A 22,619-nucleotide genomic window follows, 5' to 3' on the forward strand; every position below is an offset into this window, starting at 1 on the left:
CGCGGCGGCCGGTTTCACCCGAAGTCCGCTTTCCTTGGCGAGGATCCCCGGGATCCTTTGCGTTACCGGCGTGTCAGGGGTTTGGCCGATTCCCTTCCCCCAGGGTCCCTTGTACAGGACGATTTCCTACGTAAGGCTTCCCTGTGGCACCCGCGGTGCTCCCCGGGGGTGTACGGCACCACCGTTTCAGCCTAACGGCCCTGACACGTCATCTGCCCGCTCCCCCCAGGTCAACGACTCGTCACCGCTTCACCCCTTCGTACGAGCGTCCTCGGTCCGAAAGATGGTGTTCATCAGGAGCCTCCGGGAAGGCTTCCAGGACGCCCCGCACCCTGTTACCCCGTCATGTCTCGTCATTCCAACCGAGTGAACGCGCACAGGAGCGGCCATGCGCACGAGTGCACAGTCCAGGGAGCAGATAGAAAAGGCAATGGGGGCACCAAGAAAACGTAACGAGGCAAGTCCAGGTGAGTACATGATCGGCCGTATCCCCGTACTGGATCTCCGCCCGCTCGTGGACTGCGGCAGGCGTCCCGCGAAGGCCGTGGTGGGCGAGCCCTTCCAGGTCAGCGCCACGGTCTTCCGCGAAGGCCATGACGCGGTAGCCGCCAACGTGGTGCTGCGGGACGCGGCCGGGCGCTCCGGCCCCTGGACCCCGATGCGTGAACTCGCCCCGGGCACCGACCGCTGGGGCGCCGAGGTCACCCCGACGGCCGAGGGCCGCTGGACGTACACCGTGGAGGCCTGGTCCGATCCGGTGAGCACCTGGCGGCACAACGCGCGGATCAAGGTTCCGGCCGGGATCGACACCGAGCTCGTGCTCGCCGAGGGCGCCGCGCTGCACGAGCGCGCGGCGGCCGGGGTGCCGAAGAAGGACGGCCGCTCGGTGGTGCTGGAGGCGGTGGACGCGCTGCGGGACGGCAAGCACACCGCCGAGCAGCGGCTGGCCGCCGCCCTGGCCGCGGAGGTCGTGGCGGTGCTGGACCGGTTCCCGCTGCGCGAGCTGGTCAGCGCGTCGCGGCCGATGCCGCTTCAGGTGGAGCGCGCCCGGGCGCTGTTCGGCTCCTGGTACGAGTTCTTCCCGCGCTCGGAGGGAGCGGTGCTGCGCGAGGGCATGCCGCCGCGGTCGGGGACGCTGCGCTCCGCGGCCGAGCGGCTGCCGGCGATCGCCGCGATGGGGTTCGACGTGGTGTACCTGCCGCCGATCCATCCGATCGGCACCGCGTTCCGCAAGGGCCCCAACAACGCGCTGACCGCGGGGCCGTATGACGTCGGCTCGCCCTGGGCGATCGGCTCACCCGACGGCGGGCATGACGCCGTCCATCCGGATCTGGGCACCCTCGACGATTTCGACGCCTTCGTGGCCAGGGCCAGGCAACTGCGACTTGAGGTGGCTCTCGACTTCGCGTTGCAGTGCTCTCCCGATCATCCCTGGGTCGACAAGCACCCCGAATGGTTCACACACCGTATCGACGGCTCGATCGCCTATGCGGAGAACCCTCCCAAGAAGTACCAGGACATCTATCCGCTGGCATTTGACACGGATATGCGCGGTCTCACCAGGGAGACCCTGCGGGTGCTGCGGCACTGGATGGACCACGGCGTGCGGATCTTCCGGGTGGACAATCCGCACACCAAGCCGGTGGAGTTCTGGGAAAGGGTGATCACGGAGATCAACCGCACGGATCCGGACGTGATCTTCCTGGCCGAGGCGTTCACCCGCCCCGCCATGATGCACACCCTGGCCGCGATCGGCTTCCAGCAGTCGTACACATATTTCACCTGGCGCAACACCAAGGAGGAAATCACCGAGTACCTGACCGAGTTGAGCGGGGACGCAGCCGCCTACATGCGCCCCAATCTGTTCGTCAACACACCCGACATCCTCAACGCCTACCTCCAGCACGGTGGGCGCCCGGCCTTCGAGGTCCGGGCGGTGCTGGCCGCCACGCTCTCGCCGTCCTGGGGCGTCTACTCCGGCTACGAACTGTGCGAGAGCACCCCGGTACGCGAGGGCAGCGAGGAGTACCTGGACTCGGAGAAGTACCAACTGCGCCCGCGCGACTGGGCGCGCGCCGAGAGCGAGGGCCGCTCCATCGCCCCGCTGATCACCCACCTCAACCGGCTGCGGCGGCGCCACCCCGCACTGCAGTACTTGCGGAACCTTCGGTTCCATGCTTCCGACAACGACGCGATCATCGTGTACTCCAAGCGGGCGCGAACGCCGGAGGGCACACACGACACCGTTGTGGTGGTCGTCAACCTCGACCCGTACCACACCCGTGAGGCGACCGTTTCGTTGAACATGCCGGATCTCGGCCTCGACTGGCACGAGACCGTCCCGGTGCGCGATGAGCTCACCGGTGAGAACTACCAATGGGGCAGGGACAACTATGTGCGCCTGGAACCGGGCTCCCGCCCCGCGCACGTGCTGTCCCTGCGACCGTCCTCAACGATCGGAGGGTCACCCAATTGACAGTCAACGAACCCGTCCAGGACACCTTCGAGGACACGCCCGCCAAGGACCGTGACCCCGACTGGTTCAAGCGCGCGGTCTTCTACGAGGTGCTGGTCCGCTCCTTCCAGGACAGCAACGGCGACGGCATCGGCGATCTGAAGGGCCTCACGGCCAAACTGGACTACCTCCAGTGGCTCGGGGTCGACTGCCTGTGGTTGCCGCCGTTCTTCGCCTCGCCGCTGCGTGACGGGGGGTACGACGTCTCCGACTACACCGCCGTGCTGCCCGAGTTCGGTGACCTCGCCGACTTCGTGGAGTTCGTCGACGCCGCACACCAGCGCGGCATGCGCGTCATCATCGACTTCGTCATGAACCACACCAGCGACCAGCACCCGTGGTTCCAGGCCTCCCGTACCGACCCGGACGGTCCGTACGGCGACTACTACGTCTGGGCCGACGACGACAAGGAGTACCAGGACGCGCGGATCATCTTCGTCGACACCGAGACCTCCAACTGGACCTTCGACCCGGTGCGCAAGCAGTACTTCTGGCACCGCTTCTTCTCCCACCAGCCGGACCTCAACTACGAGAACCCGCGGGTGCAGGAGGAGATGATCGCGGGACTCCGGTTCTGGCTGGATCTGGGCATCGACGGCTTCCGCCTCGACGCGGTCCCGTACCTGTACGCCGAGGAGGGCACCAACTGCGAGAACCTCCCGGCCACCCACCAGTTCCTCAAGCGGGTGCGGGCCGAGATCGACGCCCAGTACCCGGACACCGTGCTGCTGGCCGAGGCCAACCAGTGGCCGGAGGACGTGGTCGACTACTTCGGCGACTTCCCCAGCGGCGGGGACGAGTGCCACATGGCGTTCCACTTCCCCGTCATGCCGCGGATCTTCATGGCGGTGCGCCGTGAGTCCCGCTACCCGGTCTCGGAAATCCTGGCCAAGACGCCGGAGATCCCGGCGAACTGCCAGTGGGGCATCTTCCTGCGCAACCACGACGAGTTGACGCTGGAGATGGTCACCGACGAGGAACGCGACTACATGTACGCGGAGTACGCCAAGGACCCGCGGATGCGCGCGAACATCGGCATCCGGCGGCGGCTGGCGACCCTGCTGGACAACGACCGCAACCAGATCGAGCTGTTCACCGCCCTGCTGCTGTCGCTGCCCGGCTCGCCGATCCTCTACTACGGCGACGAGATCGGGATGGGCGACAACATCTGGCTGGGCGACCGCGACGCGGTGCGCACCCCGATGCAGTGGACCCCGGACCGCAACGCGGGCTTCTCGTCCTGCGACCCAGGACGCCTCTACCTTCCGACGATCATGGACCCGGTCTACGGTTACCAGGTCACCAACGTCGAAGCCCAGATGAGCAGCCCGAGTTCGCTGCTGCACTGGACCCGCCGGATGATCGAGATCCGAAAGCAGAACCCCGCCTTCGGACTCGGCTCCTACACCGAACTGGCTTCGAGCAACCCGGCGGTACTGGCCTTCCTGCGCGAGGCGCCCTCCAAGGAGGGGCAGCGCGACGACATCGTGCTGTGTGTGAACAACTTCTCGCGGTTCCCGCAACCCACTGAACTGGACCTGAAGACGTGGGAAGGACGCCACCCGGTCGAGCTGATCGGCGGCGTCCGCTTCCCGGCCATCGGCGAACTCCCCTACCTGCTCACCCTTGCGGGGCACGGCTTCTACTGGTTCCGGCTACGCCGCGACGTGTAGTGCGGGTGGAGTTCGCGGTGGGTTCGATGCGGGGTCGAGTCCCCGGTCCCCCAAGGGATTCGGGGGCGCGCCCCCGAGGAAAGGACGCCATGTCGGATACCTCGCGGCTCCGCCCTCCGGTCACCACCGACACCGCCGTAAGGGCGCGGGACCCGCTCGCGCCCACCGAGCTGCTGCGGTCGCTGACGCCGCTGTTGCGCGAATGGCTGCCGCGTCAGCGGTGGTTCGCCGGCAAGGGACGGCCGATCTCCGGGTTCGCCCTGGTCAGCGCGGTGGAGTTGCTGCCGCTTGACGGGCGGCTCGGCGGCACGGGCCTGCTGCATCTGCTGCTCGACGTCCAGCAGCCCGGCGTGCCGCCGGACTGCTACCAACTGGTGCTCGGCACCCGGCGGTTGCTGCCGCCCGCGCTGGCCCCGGCCCTGGTCGGCCATGCCGGCGTCGGCCCGCTGACCGGGCTGACGGTGTACGAGGCGCTGTACGACGCCCGGCTGGCCACCCTGCTGCTGGAGCGGCTGCGTACCCCCGGCCGTACCGGACCGCTGCGGTTCTCCGCGGAGTCCGGCGTCTCGATCCCCTCCGGGCTGCCGCCGAGGCTGTCCGGCATCGAGCAGTCCAACTCCTCGGTGGTCTACGGAGATACGTTTATCCTCAAGCTATTTCGCCGGGTCTCCCCCGGCACCAACCCCGACCTGGAACTATCCCTCGCACTGGCCCGCGGCGGGTCGGCCAGGGTCGCCGCGCCGGTGGCCTGGGTGGAGGCACTGGGGCTGCACGAGGAGCCCGCCACGCTGGGGGTGCTGCAACGCTATCTGCCCGGCTGCGCCGACGGCTGGCAGTTGGCGCTGGCCGCGGTGGCCGCCGGTGAGGACTTCACCGGGCCCGCCCATGCGCTGGGCGCGGCCACCGCCGAGGTGCACACCGCGCTGGCCGGCGCGCTGCCCGGGGCGGTCCTGCGCCGCCCGCAGATCCGGTTGCTGGCCGGTGCGATGACCGACCGGCTGGACGCGACGGCGGCCGCCGTGCCCGCGCTGGCCCGCTATGCCGAGGGACTGCGCGGCGCCTTCCGCGATCTGGACCGGCTCTCCTCCTCCGGGGTGGAGTTGCCCGCCCAGCGGATCCACGGCGATCTGCACCTCGGCCAGGCGCTGTACACCGCCGAGCAGGGCTGGGTGCTGATCGACTTCGAGGGCGAGCCGGCCCGCCCGCTCGCCGAACGGCGCCGTCCGCAGCCCTTCGTCCAGGACATCGCGGGCATGCTGCGGTCCTTCGACTACGCGGCCCGGCACCGCGATCCGGCCGCGCCGGACGCCGCCGACTGGGCCGAGCGGCACCGCGCCGCCTACTGCGCCGGCTACGCGGAGCGCTCGGGGCACGATCCACGGGACGCCCAGGTGCTGCTGCGCGCGTACGAGACCGACAAGGCCGTGTACGAGGTGCTGTACGAGGCCCGGCACCGCCCCGAGTGGCTGCCCATCCCGATGGCCGCGATCCAGCGACTCAGCCAGCCCGCCGCACGCTGACCCCAACCCATCGCCGATCAGGAGGACTCGACCGTGATTCCCCGCGACCCCTCGCGCCCGTCCCCCGGGGAGACAGCATCCGTTGTACCGGCCACCTTCCTCGCGTACGCCCCGGGCAACCAACCCGAGGCCGCCGCCCGCGGCTACACCCCCGGCAACCGCCCACCCGCCTCCGGCACCGCCCCCCGCCGCAGGCCGCCCACGCCCGTACCCCCGGCCGCCCCGGCGCCCGTCCGCACCCCCGCCGCACGCCCCGCGCCTTCGGCGACGACGGACAGCCCACCTGACCCCGGTGAGGTGGACCGACTGCTCGCCGGTGCGCACCACGACCCGCACTCGCTGCTGGGCGCGCACCGCACCGAGGGCGGGATCGTGGTGCGGGTGCTGCGACCGTACGCGCGGGCGGTGGCGGTGCTGTTCCAGGAGTCGCGGATCGAGCTGCGGTCGGAGGGCCGGGGGCTGTTCAGCGCGCTGCTGCCGCTGCCGGAGATCCCGCACTACCGGCTGCTGGTGACGTACGACGACGGCGCGCACGAGGTCGAGGACGGCTACCGGCTGCTGCCGTCGCTGGGCGAGCTGGATCTGCACCTGATCGGCGAGGGACGGCACGAGGAGTTGTGGCGGGCGCTGGGCTCACGGGTGATGACCCACCAGGGCGTGACCGGAACCCGGTTCGCGGTGTGGGCGCCGAACGCGCGCGGCGTGCAGGTGGTCGGCGACTTCAACTACTGGGACGGCACCGGCCATCCGATGCGCTCGCTGGGCGCCACCGGGGTGTGGGAGCTGTTCGTGCCCGGGATCGGCGAGGGCACGCTCTACAAGTTCCGGATCGCCACCCCGGACGGCGGGCGGGTGGTCAAGGCCGACCCGATGGCCCGGCGCACCGAGGCGCCGCCCGCCACCGCGTCGGTGGTGGAGGTCTCCCGCCACACCTGGCACGACCAGGAGTGGCTGGCCCACCGTGCCGCCCGCCCGGTGCACCAAGCGCCGTTCTCGGTCTACGAGGTCCACCTGCCCTCCTGGCGGCCGGGCCTGTCCTACCGCGAACTGGCCGAGCAACTCCCGGCGTATGTGAAGGACTTGGGCTTCACGCATGTGGAGCTGATGCCGATCGCCGAGCATCCGTTCGGCGGCTCGTGGGGCTACCAGGTCACCTCGTACTACGCCCCCACCGCCCGGCTCGGTACGCCGGACGACTTCCGGTACCTGGTGGACGCGTTGCACCAGGCCGGGATCGGCGTGCTGGTGGACTGGGTGCCCGCGCACTTCCCGAAGGACGACTGGGCGCTGGCCCGGTTCGACGGCACCCCGCTGTACGAGCCTGACGACCCGCGCCGCGCCGAGCACCCGGACTGGGGCACGCTGGAGTTCGACTTCGGCCGGACCGAGGTGCGCAACTTCCTGGTGGCCAACGCGGTGTACTGGCTTGAGGAGTTCCACATCGACGGGCTGCGGGTGGACGCGGTGGCCTCGATGCTCTACCTCGACTACTCGCGCGAGGACGGGCAGTGGTCGCCCAACGCCTTCGGCGGCCGGGAGAACCTGGACGCGGTGGCGTTCCTCCAGGAGATGAACGCCACCGTCTACCGTCGCTGCCCGGGCATCGTCACCGTCGCCGAGGAGTCCACCGCCTGGGACGGGGTGACCCGGCCGACCGATGCGGGCGGACTGGGCTTCGGCCTGAAGTGGAACATGGGGTGGATGCACGACACGCTGCGCTACCTCTCCCATGAGCCGGTGCACCGCAGGTACCACCACGGCGACATGACGTTCGCCATGGTCTACGCGTACTCCGAGAACTACGTGCTGCCGATCTCGCACGACGAGGTGGTGCACGGCAAGCGCGCGCTGGTCGCCAAGTCGCCCGGTGACTGGTGGCAGCAGCGCGCCACCCACCGGGCCTACCTGGGCTTCATGTGGGCGCATCCGGGCAAGCAACTGCTCTTCATGGGGCAGGAGTTCGCGCAGGGCGCGGAGTGGTCGCACGACTCCGGCCCCGACTGGTGGCTCACGGACCCCGGGTACAGCGCGGCCGGCGACCACATCGGGGTACGGGATCTGGTGCGCGACCTGAACAGGTGCTATCGGGCCACTCCGGCGCTGTGGCAGTTGGACACCGATCCCGCGGGATTCGCCTGGATCGACGGAAACGCCGCGGACGACAACGTGCTGTCGTTCGTGCGCTACGACGCCGACGGGCGCCCGCTGGTCTGCGTCAGCAACTTCTCGCCGGTCGTACGCCATGACTACAAGATCGACTTCCCGTCCGGGCACGACGGCTGGCGCGAGGTGCTGAACACGGACGGCATGGTGTACGGAGGCAGCGGGGTCGGCAACGCCGCCGCGGTCTCCGGGGCGTTGACGCTGCCGCCACTGGCCACGGTGTGGTTGCGGCCCGTGTGAACCTCTGAGGACTGTGGTCGTTTTTCGGCCATGATTCGGCAGAACATACGGTGCGTCACGGGCGGTAGTCGGTCGTACGCTGACCGAGTGCCGCCTCCCTTCGATCCTGCCTCCGCAAGGCGTCTTCGTCAGCAACTTGGAATGTCGCACGCCCATGTCTCCCATGGAATGTGGGCGTCATACGGTCTGCGCGTGCTGCCCGACATGGTGTTGGCCTGGGAACGGGGCCAGCTTCTCCCCAGCGAACAGGAACTGACCGCGCTGGCCGCCGCGTTGTGGTGCGCGCCCGCGGACCTGCTCGGGGCGCCCACCACCTTGCGCGAGTACCGCTGGTCGCGCGGGCTGGCGTTGGAGGACGTCGCGTTCGCGGTGGGCCTGCGGCCCAAGGAGTACGCGCGACTGGAGGACCGCAACCGCTGGACCGGCGACGCCCGCCGGACGGCGGCCCTGGCCGAGGTGCTGGGTCTCAGCCAGGCCCAACTGGTGGCCGTGACCGGCCGCGCCGAGAAGCTGGCCGAATACCTGCGTTCAGCGGCCTCGGTCCGCTGGCAGCCCTATGTGAAACCGGTGAGCGCGATGGTCGCGCTACCGCGCGAACGCATAGAGCACGCGCTCAGCCAACTCCACGAGCAGTACCAGTCGTTGATGACCTCCACCCTGAGCTGGAGCGAGACCGCCTCCCCGGAGGACAAGGGTGCGCCGTTCCTGGCGCAGATCCTGGACCACTTCTGGCAACTGGTCGAGTAGCCCCTTCGGGGGGCAAGCCCCCCGAAGCCGCTACCCCCGTACCTCTTCCAGCTCCCGCTCCGCAGGGGCGTCAGCCGCCACCGCCGCCCGGCGGCGAAGCGGCAGCAGAACCGCTACGAGGACCGTGCCGACGCCCAGCACGACAGCCCCCACCAGGCTGGTGTGCGCGACCGCGTCGGAGAACGCTCCCCGCACCGCGTGCGCCATGGCCGCGGCCTGCTGCGGCCCGGCCTGGGCCGCCACCTTCTGCGCGACGGCGAGCCCGGCGCCCACCGAGTCCTGCGCCGCGGACAGCGCCGCCGACGGCAGCTTGCCGCGCACCGCGTCGGCCAGATGCGAGGAGTACGAACCGGACAGCACCGACCCCAGGATGGCGATTCCCAGCGACCCGCCGAGCTCCAGCGAGGTGTCGTTCACCGCGCCGCCCACACCCAGCTCGGACTCCGGGAACGCCCCCATGATCGCGTCGGTGCACGGCGAGAGGCTGAGCCCGATCGCCAACCCGAGCACCATCAGCGGCACCACCAGGTCCGAGTACGAGGATCCGGCGTCCACCCGGGTCAGCAGCGCCAGCGCCACCGTGCCACCGATCATGCCCGCGGTGACGGTCACCTTCATGCCGAGCCGCGGCGTCAGCACACCGGTCAGCGCCGCACCCACGAACACCGCACCGGCCAGCGGCAGCATCCGTACGCCGGTGTCCAACGGGCTGTAGCCGAGCACGAACTGCAGATGCTGGGTGAGGTAGTAGAAGGCCCCGAAGACGGCCAGGAAGAACAGCGCCACGGCGAGGTTGGAACCCGCGAAGCCGCGGTCGCGGTAGCGCCGCACGTCCAGCACCGGACGCGGGTGCCGCAACTCCCAGAGCACGAAGGCGATCAGGCCGACCGCGGCGATGACGGCGGCGGTGATCGCCGCGGCACCCCAACCGAAGTGCGGCCCCTCGATGATCATGTAGACCAGCGCGCCGAGCGAGACGACCGACAGCAGTCCGCCGACCACGTCGATCCGCCCCTGGTGCGCCGCCCGGGACGGCGGCACCAGCACCAGCGCGCCGACCATCGCGACGACCACGACCGGAACGTTGATCAGGAACGTCGAGGACCAGCTGTGGTTCTGCAGCAGCACTCCCGCGACCAGTGGACCGACCGCGATGGCCAGTCCGGCGGTCGCCGTCCACATGGTGATGGCCTTGGCCCGCTCGGCCTTGGGGAAGGTCGCGGCCAGCAGCGACAGCGTGGCGGGCATGATCATGGCCGCCCCGACGCCCATCACGGCGCGCGCCGTGATCACTCCGGAGGCGCTGTGCACCAGCGACCCGGCGACGGACGCCGCGCCGAAGACCGCGAGCCCGAGCAGCAGCGCGCCCCGGCGGCTGTACTTGTCGCCGATGGCGCCCAGCAGCAGCATCAGCGCCGCGTACGGCACGGTGTAGGCGTCGATCACCCACTGCAGGTCCGAGCTGGTCAGGCCGAGGTCCGCCGTCATGTCGGGGGCCGCGACGGTGAGCGAGGTGTTCGCCATCACGATGATCAGCAGGCTCAGGCACAGCACCAGCAGTGCCCACCACCGGCGGGCGTACGGCCGGCCCGCGGAGTCAACCGGTTCGGTCAGGACAAGGCGCACAGCACTCCCCCTTCAGGATCTTGCACAGCACTGTGCAATTACACAGCCATGTGCAAGTTACGTCATTGCACAGCGATGTGCAAAATGAACGGAGGACCGACACCCGTAGGATTCGCGGACACCGCTCGCAGGGGGCGTTCGCAGGGACGTTCGTGCGGCATCCCAGGAAGGAACCAGGCATGACCGGCCGAGCCGACGCCAACCGCCGCCGTCTGATGGACGTCGCGCTCGCCGAGCTGCTGCGCGACCCGGACGCCAGCATGGACCAGATCGCCCGCGCCGCGGGCGTGGTCCGCCGCACCGTCTACGGACACTTCCCCAGTCGCGACGCGCTGATCAGCGCGCTGACCGACGACGCCGCCGAGGCGGTGGCCGCCGCGCACGCCGCCGCACAGGAGGGTGTCGAGGACCCCGCCGAGGCGCTGACCCGCAGCATCCTCGCCGTGTGGAGGATCGCCGACCGCTACCGCCTGCTGGTCGCGCTCGCGCAGCGCAGCGTGACCATGGAAGGCATCCGGCGGCGGTTGGCACCGGTCCGCCGCTCCTGCGCGGAGGTGCTGCAACGCGGCCTGGACCAAGGGGTGTTCAGCTCACCACTGCCCGCGGAGGCGCTCGCCTACGTCCACGAGCAGGTGCTGTTCGGGCTGATGGAGGCGGTCAACGACGGCGCCCTGCCGCCGCGGCGGGCGGGCAGCGCGGCCGCCGTCACCGCCCTGACGGCCGCGGGCGTGCCCGCCGAGCGCGCCGCGCGGCTGGCGGACACCGTCACCGTTCCGTAGCCCGGCCGGATCACACCGCCACGGGCCGCTTCGCGCCCTCGGAGCCCAACGGCTCGCCGTCACCCAACACCTGCTCGTCGAAGGGCAGTCGGCCGTCGAGCACCGCCCGCGCGCGTTCCCGGTCGAACTCCTTGGTCAACGTGCCGATGACCACCGTCGCGACGGCGTTGCCCGCGAAGTTCGTCAACGCCCGTGCCTCGCTCATGAACCGGTCGATGCCGACGATCAGTCCGACGCCGTCCACCAGGTCAGGACGGTGCGACTGGAGTCCGCCGGCCAGGGTGGCCAGGCCCGCGCCGGTGACACCGGCCGCGCCCTTGGAGGCGATCACCATGAACACCAGCAGCGAGATCTGCTGCCCCAGCGCCAGCGGCTTGCCGAGCGCGTCCGCGACGAACAGCGAGGACATCGTCAGATAGATCGCGGTGCCGTCGAGGTTGAACGAGTAGCCGGTCGGGACGGTGATGCCGACCACCGGGCGGCTGACGCCCAGGTGCTCCATCTTCGCGATCAGCCTCGGCAGCGCCGACTCCGACGAGGAGGTCGACAGGATCAGCAGCAACTCCCTGGCCAGATACCGCAGCAGGGAGAACACGCTCACCCCGCAGACCAGCCGCAGCACCGTACCGAGCACGACGAGCACGAACAGCAGACACGTCGTGTAGAAGCCGACCATGATCACGGCCAGCGCCTTGAGCGCCCCGGCACCGGTGGCGCCGACCACCGCCGCCATCGCACCGAACGCCCCGACCGGCGCCGCCCACATGATCATCGACAGCACGCGGAAGACCAGCTTCTGAAGCTGCCCGACGCCGCGCAGCAGCGGCTCCCCCGCGGTGCCCATCGCCTGTAGGGCGAAGCCGACCAGCAGCGCCACCAGCAGCGTCTGGAGCACCTGCCCGGTGGTGAACGCGGACAGCAGCGTCTTGGGGATGATCCCGAGGAGGAAGTCCGTACCGCCCTCCACGGACCCCGCGGCCTGACCGTGCCCGGCGGCCTTCGCCGCGGCGGTCAGATGCAGACCGCTGCCCGGGTGCAGGAAGTTGCCGACCACCAGCCCGATGGCCAGCGCCACGCAGGACATCACCACGAAGTAGCCGAGTGCCAGGCCGCCCACCGCGCCGACCTTCGCCGCCTTACGTACCGAGCCGATGCCCAGCACGATGGTGCAGAAGATGACCGGCGAGATCATCATCGTGATCAGGCTGACGAAGCCGGTGCCGAGCGGCTTCAGTTCCCTGGCCGCGCCCGGGGCGGCCAGCCCCAGCGCGATCCCGGCCAGCACCGCCACGATGACGGCGAGGTACAGGTAGTGGGTCCGGTCCCGGCGCGGGCGCGCGGGCGTCGGCTCTGCCATCGTTTCCTCCTGAGGTACCACCGGCGTCCCGACCGGTCGGTTCCGGCGACTATGCGTGGCCGACGTGACGGCGGTCACGTTTACGTTCATAGAGTTCACGCGACCTGTGCACACTGGCCCCATGCCGATAGCCCGCCGCCCCGGAATGCCCTCCACCGGGCGAGGGTGTCCAGGGGCGAAGCCCCCGGAAAGGGGGGACCTGGGAGCGAAGCCCCCGGAGGGGAACTCCCGGACCCCGCGCGGGAGGCGCGCCCGCAGTCTGGCCGGTCAGCTCTTCGCCATGCAGGTCGTCGTGGTCGCCGTGGTCCTGGTCTGCTGCGCGGCACTCGCGTACACGTACGCGCAGCGGCAGGCCGAGGACGACGCGCGGGACAAGGTGACCGCCACCGCCCGCGCCATCGCCGACTCTCCGTCGCTGCGCACCGCCGCGCACACCGCGAACCCCACCGCCGTGCTCCAGCCGTACGCCGAGCGGGTCCGCGAGGACACCGGCGTCACCTTCATCACGATCATGAACCCGGCCGGTGTCCGCTGGACCCATCCCGACCCCCGCCGGATCGGCGGGCACTTCCTCGGCGACACCGCGCCCGCGCTGCGCGGCCACACGTTCACCGAGACACACACCGGCACCCTCGGCCGCTCGGTCCGGGTGGTGACCCCGGTCGAGGACGGCGGCCGGGTGACCGCCCTGGTCAGCGTGGGCATAACGGTCTCCACCATCAGCAGCGAGGTGCGCGGCCACCTCGCCGCGCTGATCGGCGTGGCGCTGGCCGCGCTCGCGGTGGGCGGCGCGGGCACGTACGTCGTCAACCGGCGGCTGCGACGGCACACCCACGGCCTGGGCGCCGAGGGCCTGAGCCGGATGTACGACTACCACCAGGCGACACTGCACGCGGTGCGCGAGGGGCTGGTGCTGCTGGACGCCGAGCGGCGCGTCGCCCTGTGCAACGACGCCGCCCGGGAGTTGCTGGGCCTGCCGCACGAGGTGGTCGGACGGTACGTGTCCGAGCTGGGCCTGCCCCCGTCCCTGACCGGGGCGCTGCTGGCCGCGAAGCCCCGGGTGGACGAACTGCACCTCACCGCCGACCGGGTGGTGGTGGTCAACACCCAGCCGGTGAGCGGCGGGGAGCAGCGCGGCACCGTGGTCACCCTGCGCGACCACACCGACCTTCAGGCGCTCGCCGGAGAGCTGGACAACCAGCGGGGCTTCACCGAGGCGCTGCGTTCCCAGGCCCACGAGGCGGCGAACCGCCTGCACACCGTCGTCTCGCTGATCGAACTGGGCCGGGTGGACGAAGCGGTCGAATTCGCCACCGCCGAACTGGAGTTGGCCCAGGCGCTCACCGACCGGGTGGTCGCGGCGGTCGCCGAGCCGGTGCTGGCCGCGCTGCTGCTCGGCAAGGCGGCGGAGGCCAGCGAACGGGGTGTGGAGTTCCGCGTCACCGACGACACCCACATCACGGAGGACCTTCCGCTGAGCCCCCGCGATCTGGTCACCATCCTCGGCAACCTGATCGACAACGCGTTGGACGCGGCCGTCGACGGTGCGGCGGCCCGCCGCCCCTACGTCGAGGTCGCCGCCCGGCTGGACGGCGGCGAGTTGCTGCTGCGGGTCGCGGACTCCGGCAGCGGAGTGGACCCCGGGGCGCTGCCCGCGGTGTTCCGGCGCGGATGGAGCACCAAGGGCGAGCCCGGCCACGGAATCGGCCTCGCCCTGGTCGAGCAGGCCGCCCGCCGTTGCGGCGGTACGGTCCGGGTCGACCGCGGGGTGGGCGCGGTGTTCACGGTACGGCTGCCGGTACGGGAGGCTGCCCGATCATGATCCGGGTACTGGTGGTGGAGGACGACCCGGTGGCGGCGAGCGCACACCGGATGTACGTGGAGCGGCTGCCGGGCTTCGAGGTGGCAGCCGTCGCGCACTCCGGCGCGCAGGCGATGCGGTTCCTCGACCGGGACGCCGTTGACCTGATCCTTCTCGACCTGCACCTGCCGGACGGCCACGGACTGCAACTCATACGCTCGCTGCGCGCCGCGGGACACACGGCCGACGTGATCGCGGTGACCTCGGCGCGCGACCTGGACGTCGTCCGGCAGGCGGTCTCGGTGGGCGTGGTCCAGTACCTGCTCAAGCCCTTCACGTTCCCCGCGCTGCGCGACCGGATGGAGCGCTGGTCCCGCTTCCGCGACGGGCTGTCAGGCGGTGGCAAGGCGACCGGCCAGGACGAAGTGGACCGCGCCCTGTCCGTACTGCGCGGCAGCTCGGAGGCGGCCACGCTGCCGAAGGGGCTGAGCGCCCCGACCTTGGACGCGGTGACCCGTGCACTGCGCGACGCCGGGAGCCTGTCAGCGGGCCAGGCCGCCGCGGCGGTCGGCGTCTCCCGCATCACGGCCCGCCGCTACCTGGAACATCTGGTGGGCACGGGACAGGCGGTACGCAGCCCGCAGTACGGTCAGGTCGGTCGCCCGGAACTGAGCTACCGGCTGTCGCCGTGAGATGTGCGGCCCGACGGTGCCGTCGGGCCAGCACCCGGCAGTCCGTCGCCCGGCTGAGGTCCCCGGTGCGGCGGGCATCCTCCTCGGCGGCGCGCAGCCGCTCGCACTCCGCGCAGTCACTCACCGTCCCCACGCGTTGACCTCCGCCACGCGCGCCCGCAGTTCCTCCATCGGCTCGGCCGCACGCACATCCATGTGCCGCGCGCTCCAGGGCACCCCACCCCCCGCCGGCCGCAGACTCACCCGCCCGGCATTCATCCCGAGCACCACGCCGACCCGGCCTGTCCTCAAATCCCGCACCACGGCCCCTACTTCGAGCACCTGTGATTCGCCTTCCCGCTCGTTCGTGTTCCGAGCATCGCGGCGTAGCGCTACGCTCACCAGGGGTAACCGCTTCAAGCACCCCTCGCCATCTGGAGCTTGAAATCCCCTGAAACGAAGGACGACGACGGATGGCCGCACCAAAGGAACTCGACCCAACGGTCTCCTTGGCCGCCCTGCTGGGCAAGAAGCTCCGCAAGCACCGGGAGCGGCTGGGTTGGACCCAGCGCGAGGTGGGCACCCGGCTCAACTACTCCCACAACCGCATCGCGCAAGTGGAGTTGGGGACGGATCCGCCGACCTGGGACATGTGCGTGGCGCTGGACGCTGCGCTGGGCGCGGGCGGTGAACTCACGGAACTGTGGGAACACATGGTCCGCGAGCGGGCACGGGAGAATTTCCCGGACTACGTCCAGAAGTTCATGCTTCTGGAAGCGAAGGCCACCAAGATCTTCTGGTACTCGCCGCAGATCGTTCCTGGAGTGATGCAGACCGAGGCGTACGCACGCGCGGCACTGCGCAAGGGGCTGCCCCGCGCCTCGCAGGAGGAGATCGAAGAGAAGGTGGCGGCTCGAATGAGCCGTCAGCAACTGTTGCGGAAGACACCTCCCCCATTTCTGTGGACCGTTCTCGACGAGGCCGTCATCCGGCGACAGGTCGGCGGCCCACACGCCATGTACGACCAACTGGCTCGCATCGCCGAGTTGGCGGAATCCCCCGATGCCACAGTCCAGGTCATGCCGTTCACCCACGGCGAGTACGCGATCATGGGCGGCTCACTCGCCCTACTGTCCTTCGCTGACAGCCCAGATGTGGCCTATCTGGAGGGCGTCGGCCCAGGAGTCCTCGAAGAGGAACCGGATCAAGTGACCGCGCGCTCGCTGACTTACGATCACGCTCGGATCCAAGCGTTGCCGCCGGATGCTTCGCTGACTCTGATCAAGACTGCGATGGAGGAGTGCTACGCATGCCCACGCCACGACCCGATCTGAGCGGCGCCATATGGCGCAAGTCCACCTACACCAATAACGAAGGCGGCGCGTGCGTCGAAATAGCCGAAGGCTTCCCAGGCGCCGCCTCGTGGCGCAAGTCCACATACAGCAACGGTCAAGACGGTTCCTGCGTGGAGGTTGCCGACAGCGCAACCGGTCTCGTACCCGTCCGGGATTCGAAAGACCCCCAGGGCCCTGTCCTGGTCTTCACCGCAGAGGCATGGACGGCCTTCATATCGGCCGTCAGAGAAGGGGGCTTCCCCGCTGTCTAGCCGGTGGTCGTCCGGTCTCCGCCAGTGGTGGTCGGTGCCGATGACGCAGATGCCTCACGCGGGACGTAGCCGAGTGCCTCCCTCCAGAACTCACCGCACGCGCTACGTCCGAGACGCCCAGGGCAACTGCTCCGACTCTCAACATGCGCCGGTTCTGACGGATAGCGCCGCACCGTCGCACTGCTCCCAAGGAGGTAGGACATGGACCCATCCCGCCGCAGCGTCCTCGGCGCGGGTCTGTTCTCTGTCGCCCTCACCGTGCCGGGCTGGCAGGACGTGGTCGGCCGCATGGAAGCCATCCAAACCGGCCATACGCAACGCATCGGAATGCCCGAAGTCGAGATGGTCATAGCAATGACCGAGCGGGTGTCCGAACTGGACGACCAGTTCGGTGGACGGCACGCGCGCCCCATGGCCGCCGCGTTCCTCGTGAATACCGTCGCGCCCTACCTACGGGCAGACGCTCCCGACCACGTTCGCAAAGCGATGATGTCCGCCGCCTCCGATCTGTGCTACCTCACCGGATACATGGCGGTGGACGAAGGCGTTCACGGCCTCGCGCAGCAGTATTACCTGAAGGCGCTGGAACTCGCCGGGGCGTCGGAAGACCATCTGACCTACTGCACCACGCTGCGCGGAATGAGCGTCCAAGCAGTCGACTTGGGGCACGGGCGAGAGGCGATGCGACTGGCGGACGCGGCTGCCGCCGCGTCCCCGCAGGCCGGCCCCAGGATGCGCGCCTTCCTCGCGGGTCAGCAGGCCCACTCCGCCGCACAGATCGGTGACCGCCGCAGCGCCCTCATGTACCTCCGGGAGGCGGAAGTGGCCATGGAAAAGGCTGAATCCAGGGAAAAGGCCTTCGGCTCGTACGACCCCGCTGCTCTGAACTACCACACAAGTCAAGTCCGATACGAATTGGGCGACATGCACGGCGCCGTCGAAGCGATGCGGCAATCCGACAGGTTGCGGTATGACGTCTACCGCCGCACCCGAGTGAAGGAACGCGCCCTCCTCGCCGAACGTCAATTCGCGATCGGTCATTTGGAAGCCGCTTGCGCCACATGGTATCTGGTCCTTGACGACTACCCCCTGGTCCAGTCCGGACGAGCGGACCAGCGAATCCGAGCGATGCACCAACTGATCCGCCCCCACCTGAAAAACCCCGTCGCTCGCGAACTCCACGACCGCGCCCGGCTCATCACCCCAACCTCACTGCTGGCTTGACGGACGCCGTCACCCCGTGGATCAAAGCAACGAGCGGTCCGCGCCTGATCACTCACATGAGGGCCACCACGTGTCCCAAACCCTCACATCTGTAAGCTGGTTGGTCCGCGTACACGCCCATTGACCCGCCCCCGACCGGCATTTACCGTCACGGGCAACCCGCAGCATCCCCTTCCGTCCGCGTGCCGAAGGAGGACTTGCCCATGCGCCGTGCCCGTTACGTCGCCGCGGCGGCAGCCGCAGCCCTGGCCGCCACCGCCCTTAGCTCTTGCGGCAGTTCCACCGAGCCCAAGAACACCATCAAGGTCGCCTACCAGCGTGTGCCCGATGACAACGTTCGCATCATGGACAACTATCTCGGGCTGGTGAAGGACCAGTTCGAGAAGGCGAACCCCGGCAAGCACGTCCAGCTGATCCCGATCACCGCGGCAGAGAACGACTACTACGCCAAGTTGCAGCAGATGATGCGGTCGCCCAAGACCGCTCCCGACCTGGTCTACGAGGACACGTTCCTGATCAACTCGGACATCAAGGCGGGATATCTGCGGCCACTGGACGGATATCTCTCCAGCTGGCCCGCGTGGAACCAGTTCGTGGACACCGCGAAGGCCGCCGCCAGAGCCCAGGACGGCAGGACGTACGGGGTCCCGGACGGCACCGACACCCGTGGGCTGTGGTTCAACAAGGACATCTTCACCAAGGCGGGGCTGCCCACCGACTGGCAGCCGAAGGACTGGAACGACATCCTCACCGCCGCCCGTACGGTCAAGGCCAAGGTCCCCGGGGTCATCCCGCTCAACCTCTACACCGGGAAGGCTCCGGGTGAGGCGGCCGTGATGCAGGGGTTCGAGATGCTCGCCTACGGGACGGGCGCGGATCCGCTGTACGACCCGCAGACCCAGAAGTGGGTCCGGTCGAGCAAGGGCTTCTCCGACGCGCTGGACTTCGTACGGACCGTGTACACGGAGAAGCTCGGGCCGGACATCTCCGATGCCCTTGATCCCAACATCCAGCCGGTGGTCGGTACGGAGTGGATCCCGTCCGGCAAGCTCGCCATCGACCTCGACGGTTCATGGCTGGGGAACAACTGGATCAAGACCGGCGGCAAGCCCTGGCCGCAGTGGTCGCAGGTGATGGGCACCGCCGCCATGCCGACGCAGAACGGGCAGGCGCCCGGCGAGGTCAGCATGTCCGGCGGGTGGACCTGGGCCATCCCGGCCAGGGCCCAACACCCGGACATCGCCTGGGACTTCATCAGGACGCTGCAGAGCGAGCCGAACGCGGCCGAGTACGACATCCGCAGCGCGAACATCGCGGTCCGCAAGGATGTGGCCGCCGACCACGGCTATCTGAGCTCGATGCCGGGTATCGGCTTCTTCACCAAGCTGGTGCGGTACACCCACTACCGCCCGGCCCTGCCCGCGTATCCGCAGGTGTCCACCGCCATCGGCGCGGCGATGGAGGCGGTCTCCACCGGCCAGTCCTCGACGGCCGCCGCCGCCAGGGCGTACGACCAGCAGTTGTCGTCGATCACGGCCGGGGCCGTGGAGACCGCGCGGTGAGCCGAGCCCGACGCACCGTGGTGCGGGGGCTGCCCGTGCTGCCGTCCGTGATCCTGCTGGTGCTGTTCCTGGCCGGGCCCATCGCGTACTGCGCGTACATAGCCTTCACCGACATGCGGTTGACCGGTGCGTCGGGCACGCACTTCGTCGGGCTGGCCAACTTCCGGCAGGCCTTCTCCGACGCGGGTTTCCGCAACGCGGTGCTGCTGACCCTGCTGTTCACCGTGCTGTCCTCGATCGTCGGGCAGAACACGCTGGGGCTCGGCCTGGCGGCCGTGATGCGCCGCGCCTCCCGGCCGGTGCGCACCGTCACCGGGGGCGTGGTGATCGCCGCGTGGGTGCTGCCGGAGATCGTGGCGGCGTTCCTGCTGTACGCGTTCTTCCGGCGCGAGGGCACGCTGAACGCGATCCTCGGCTGGCTCCATCTGCCCAGCCAGAACTGGCTGTTCACGCTGCCGATCCTGGCCGTCTCGCTGGCCAACGTCTGGCGCGGCACCGCGTTCTCGATGCTGGTGTACTCCGCCGCGCTGGCCGAGATCCCCCAGGACGTCACCGAGCAGGCGCAGGTGGACGGGGCGAGCGCGGCGCAGCGCATGTGGCATGTGACGCTGCCGATGATCCGCCGGTCGATCGGCACCAATCTGATGCTCAACACCCTGCAGACCCTGTCCGTCTTCGGCCTGGTGTGGGCGATGACGCGCGGCGGCCCCGGGGACCGCAGCCAGACGCTGCCGCTGTTCATGTACGAGAAGGCGTTCCAGGACAGCCTGATCGGCTACGGCACGGCGGTGGCGCTGCTGCTCCTGGTGGTGGGGGCGCTGTTCTCGGTGGTGTATCTGCGGCTGCTCAGGACGGAGGTCTGATGGAAGCTTCCCGGCATGCGCCCGTGGGGGCCGCGAGTGACCATGGAGTGGGAGAGGAGGATCGCCATGGCGGACAAGGCCCTCACCATCGAGATCAGCATCAACGAGGTCCAGCCGATCACCCAGGCCGAGGCACACCTGAGCGGTTTCGGCAGTTCGGAGCTGGTCGGCCGGGGGACGGCGCGCTGCAACCCGGGCGACGAGAACATCCCGGACATCGGCGACGAGCTGGCCACCGCTCGCGCGCTGAACGACCTGACCCACCAACTGATGCACAGCGCGACCATGGACATCGAGGCCCATACGAACCGGCGGGTGGACCACCTGAGGATCTGACCGCTGGGGTACCGGCACGGCACACCGCCCGAGCGGGGGCATCGCGATGACCGCCGGGCGGCGCGGGAGAGGGCCGCGCCGTGTCCGTCACCGGCTGGCCGCCGACGCGGCACTGGTGTTGGTGGCCGTCGCGTTCGCCGTTCCGCTGGTCTGGCTGGCGCTCGCCTCGGTGGACCCGCAGGCGGGGCTGCGGGTGCATGTGCCGTCGTCGCCGACGACCGGCAACTTCTCGGCGGTGCTCACCGACGAGATCACCTTCACCCCGATGCTGAACAGCCTGATCCTCTGCGGCGGCGCCACCGCGCTCACCGTGGCGTGCGCGATCCTGGCCGCATATCCGCTGTCCCGGTACCGGTCCCGGCTGAACCGTCCGTTCATGCTCACGGTCCTCTTCTCGACCTGCCTGCCGATCACCGCGATCATGATTCCGGTCTACGGGCTGTTCGTTCAGGTCAACCTGATCGACACCATGTACGGGACGATCCTGTTCCTGGCCACCACCCAACTGCCGTTCTGCATCTGGCTGATGAAGAACTTCATGGACGGTGTGCCGAGCGCCCTCGAGGAGGCGGCATGGACTGACGGGGCGTCATTCTCGCAGACACTGCTGCGCGTTGTGCTGCCGCTGATGGGGCCGGGGGTCACGGTGGTGACGGTCTTCAGCTTCGTCGCCATGTGGGGGAACTTCTTCGTCCCGTTCATGCTGCTGCTCTCGCCGGACAAGATGCCCGCATCGGTGACGATCTTCTCCTTCTTCGGCAGCTACGGAACGGTGGAGTACGGCCAGCTCGCCGCCTTCTCGATCCTGTACTCGCTTCCCGTGGTGCTGCTGTACGCGCTGATCTCGCGTCGGCTCGGTGGCGGCTTCGCGCTCGGCGGGGCGGTCAAGGGGTAGCCCGGCGCGGGTCAGAAGACCGACTCGGCCTCGCGGATGCGGTCGTCGGGTACCCGCTTGAGTTCGGTGATGGCGTCCTTGAGCGGCACCATCTCGATGCTGGTGCCGCGCAGCGCGGTCATGTGGCCGAACGCGCCCTCGTGCGCCGCCTGCACGGCGTGCCAGCCGAACCGGGTGGCCAGCACCCTGTCGTACGCGGTGGGCACGCCGCCGCGCTGGACGTGGCCGAGGATGACCGGCCGGGCCTCCTTGCCGAGCCGGAAGGCGAGTTCCTCGGCGAGCCGGGTGCCGATGCCCATGAAACGCTCGTGCCCGTACGCGTCGATCTCGCCGTAGCCGTAGGCCATGGTGCCCTGGATCGGATGGGCGCCCTCGGCGACGCAGATGACGGCGAACTTCTTGCCGCGTGCGAACCGCTCCTCGACCATGGCGACCAGGTCGGCGGGGTCGAACGGGCGCTCCGGAACGCAGATGCCGTGCGCACCGCCCGCCATGCCGGACTCCAGGGCGATCCAGCCCGCGTGGCGGCCCATCACCTCGACCACCATCACCCGCTGATGGGACTCGGCGGTGGTCTTGAGCCGGTCGATGGCCTCGGTGGCGACCATGACGGCGGTGTCGAAGCCGAAGGTCCGGTCGGTGGCCGAGATGTCGTTGTCGATGGTCTTGGGCACACCGACCACCGGCATCCCGGCGTCGGCGAGCATCCGGGCCGCGGTCAGGGTGCCCTCGCCGCCGATCGGGATGAGCACGTCGATGCCGTACTTGCGGCACAGCGCGTCGGCGTTGTCGGCGGCCTCGTGCAGCCGGGCCCGCTCCAGCCGGGCGGAGCCGAGGATGGTGCCGCCGCGGGCCAGGATGCCGCTGACCGCGTTGAGGTCCAGTGGGCGGTAGCGGCCCTCCAGCAGTCCATTGAAGCCGTCCTCGAAGCCGATCACCTCGTCGCCGTGCCCGGTGAGTCCGCGGTGCACGACCGACCGGATCACGGCGTTCAGCCCCGGGCAGTCACCGCCGGCGGTGAGGACTCCGATGCGCATCGCG

General features: G+C 69.6%; 18 protein-coding genes. 15 read left to right on the forward strand and 3 right to left on the reverse strand.

The window, feature by feature from the left end:
• Positions 1-475: 475 nt before the first annotated feature.
• From P3G67_RS08745 to P3G67_RS08765, 5 genes are all read left to right on the forward strand, one after another.
• Positions 476-2,476 carry an alpha-1,4-glucan--maltose-1-phosphate maltosyltransferase gene (locus tag P3G67_RS08745; RefSeq protein WP_276092922.1) on the forward strand — a complete coding sequence of 667 codons (2,001 nt, stop codon included), beginning with the start codon at positions 476-478 and terminating at the stop codon, positions 2,474-2,476.
• A complete protein-coding gene (gene treS, locus P3G67_RS08750) occupies positions 2,473-4,188 on the forward strand; it encodes a maltose alpha-D-glucosyltransferase (protein WP_276092923.1) in 1,716 nt (571 codons plus the stop codon). The genes P3G67_RS08745 and treS overlap by 4 nt, the downstream gene beginning before the upstream one ends.
• Before the next feature lie 89 nt (positions 4,189-4,277).
• A complete protein-coding gene (locus P3G67_RS08755) occupies positions 4,278-5,708 on the forward strand; it encodes a maltokinase N-terminal cap-like domain-containing protein (RefSeq protein WP_269853135.1) in 1,431 nt (476 codons plus the stop codon).
• A gap of 33 nt (positions 5,709-5,741) precedes the next feature.
• A complete protein-coding gene (gene glgB / locus P3G67_RS08760) occupies positions 5,742-8,111 on the forward strand; it encodes a 1,4-alpha-glucan branching enzyme (protein ID WP_276092924.1) in 2,370 nt (789 codons plus the stop codon).
• A 192-nt stretch (positions 8,112-8,303) separates the two neighbouring features.
• Complete coding sequence (locus P3G67_RS08765; protein WP_276092925.1) at positions 8,304-8,858, forward strand: helix-turn-helix domain-containing protein; 555 nt, start codon at positions 8,304-8,306, stop codon at positions 8,856-8,858.
• Positions 8,859-8,888: 30 nt separating this feature from the next.
• Here the strand turns inward: P3G67_RS08765 and P3G67_RS08770 are convergent, their stop codons facing one another.
• Positions 8,889-10,484, reverse strand: coding sequence for an MFS transporter (locus P3G67_RS08770; protein WP_276092926.1), 1,596 nt, complete (start codon positions 10,482-10,484; stop codon positions 8,889-8,891).
• Positions 10,485-10,663: 179 nt separating this feature from the next.
• Between P3G67_RS08770 and P3G67_RS08775 the strand changes: the two genes are divergently transcribed.
• On the forward strand, positions 10,664-11,263 hold the full coding sequence (locus tag P3G67_RS08775) for a TetR/AcrR family transcriptional regulator (RefSeq protein WP_276092927.1): 600 nt from the start codon (positions 10,664-10,666) through the stop codon (positions 11,261-11,263).
• 10 nt (positions 11,264-11,273) lie between these two features.
• On the opposite strand, the gene P3G67_RS08780 is transcribed toward P3G67_RS08775, so the two are convergent.
• Positions 11,274-12,620 carry a cation:dicarboxylate symporter family transporter gene (locus P3G67_RS08780; RefSeq protein WP_276092928.1) on the reverse strand — a complete coding sequence of 449 codons (1,347 nt, stop codon included), beginning with the start codon at positions 12,618-12,620 and terminating at the stop codon, positions 11,274-11,276.
• Between the two features lie 280 nt (positions 12,621-12,900).
• On the opposite strand from P3G67_RS08780, the gene P3G67_RS08785 reads away from it, so the two are divergent.
• The 9 genes from P3G67_RS08785 (at position 12,901) to P3G67_RS08825 (ending at position 21,578) form a co-directional block, all read left to right on the forward strand.
• Entirely contained in the window at positions 12,901-14,442 is a 1,542-nt protein-coding gene (locus P3G67_RS08785; RefSeq protein ID WP_276092929.1) for a sensor histidine kinase, read from the forward strand.
• Entirely contained in the window at positions 14,439-15,113 is a 675-nt protein-coding gene (locus P3G67_RS08790; RefSeq protein ID WP_276092930.1) for a response regulator, read from the forward strand. The genes P3G67_RS08785 and P3G67_RS08790 overlap by 4 nt, the downstream gene beginning before the upstream one ends.
• Before the next feature lie 452 nt (positions 15,114-15,565).
• Complete coding sequence (locus P3G67_RS08795; RefSeq protein WP_276092931.1) at positions 15,566-16,426, forward strand: helix-turn-helix domain-containing protein; 861 nt, start codon at positions 15,566-15,568, stop codon at positions 16,424-16,426.
• Positions 16,402-16,698 (forward strand): DUF397 domain-containing protein, encoded by a 297-nt coding sequence (locus P3G67_RS08800; RefSeq protein ID WP_276092932.1) that lies wholly within the window; start codon positions 16,402-16,404, stop codon positions 16,696-16,698. Before P3G67_RS08795 ends, P3G67_RS08800 begins: the two co-directional genes overlap by 25 nt.
• 201 nt (positions 16,699-16,899) lie before the next feature.
• Entirely contained in the window at positions 16,900-17,922 is a 1,023-nt protein-coding gene (locus tag P3G67_RS08805; protein WP_276092933.1) for a transcriptional regulator, read from the forward strand.
• A 203-nt stretch (positions 17,923-18,125) separates the two neighbouring features.
• Positions 18,126-19,484, forward strand: a complete 1,359-nt coding sequence (locus P3G67_RS08810; RefSeq protein ID WP_276092934.1) for an extracellular solute-binding protein — start codon at positions 18,126-18,128, stop codon at positions 19,482-19,484.
• Positions 19,481-20,347, forward strand: coding sequence for a carbohydrate ABC transporter permease (locus P3G67_RS08815; RefSeq protein WP_276092935.1), 867 nt, complete (start codon positions 19,481-19,483; stop codon positions 20,345-20,347). Before P3G67_RS08810 ends, P3G67_RS08815 begins: the two co-directional genes overlap by 4 nt.
• Positions 20,348-20,413: 66 nt before the next feature.
• Positions 20,414-20,683: a DUF1876 domain-containing protein gene (locus P3G67_RS08820; protein WP_276092936.1), complete on the forward strand. Its 270-nt coding sequence runs from the start codon at positions 20,414-20,416 to the stop codon at positions 20,681-20,683.
• A 46-nt stretch (positions 20,684-20,729) separates the two neighbouring features.
• Positions 20,730-21,578: a carbohydrate ABC transporter permease gene (locus P3G67_RS08825; RefSeq protein ID WP_276092937.1), complete on the forward strand. Its 849-nt coding sequence runs from the start codon at positions 20,730-20,732 to the stop codon at positions 21,576-21,578.
• Between the two features lie 11 nt (positions 21,579-21,589).
• On the opposite strand, the gene P3G67_RS08830 is transcribed toward P3G67_RS08825, so the two are convergent.
• A complete protein-coding gene (locus tag P3G67_RS08830) occupies positions 21,590-22,615 on the reverse strand; it encodes an ATP-dependent 6-phosphofructokinase (RefSeq protein WP_276092938.1) in 1,026 nt (341 codons plus the stop codon).
• Between the last annotated feature and the right edge of the window lie 4 nt (positions 22,616-22,619).

Origin of the sequence: Streptomyces silvisoli, from assembly GCF_029269905.1 — a bacterium.
GTDB classification, from domain to species: domain Bacteria; phylum Actinomycetota; class Actinomycetes; order Streptomycetales; family Streptomycetaceae; genus Streptantibioticus_A; species Streptantibioticus_A silvisoli_A.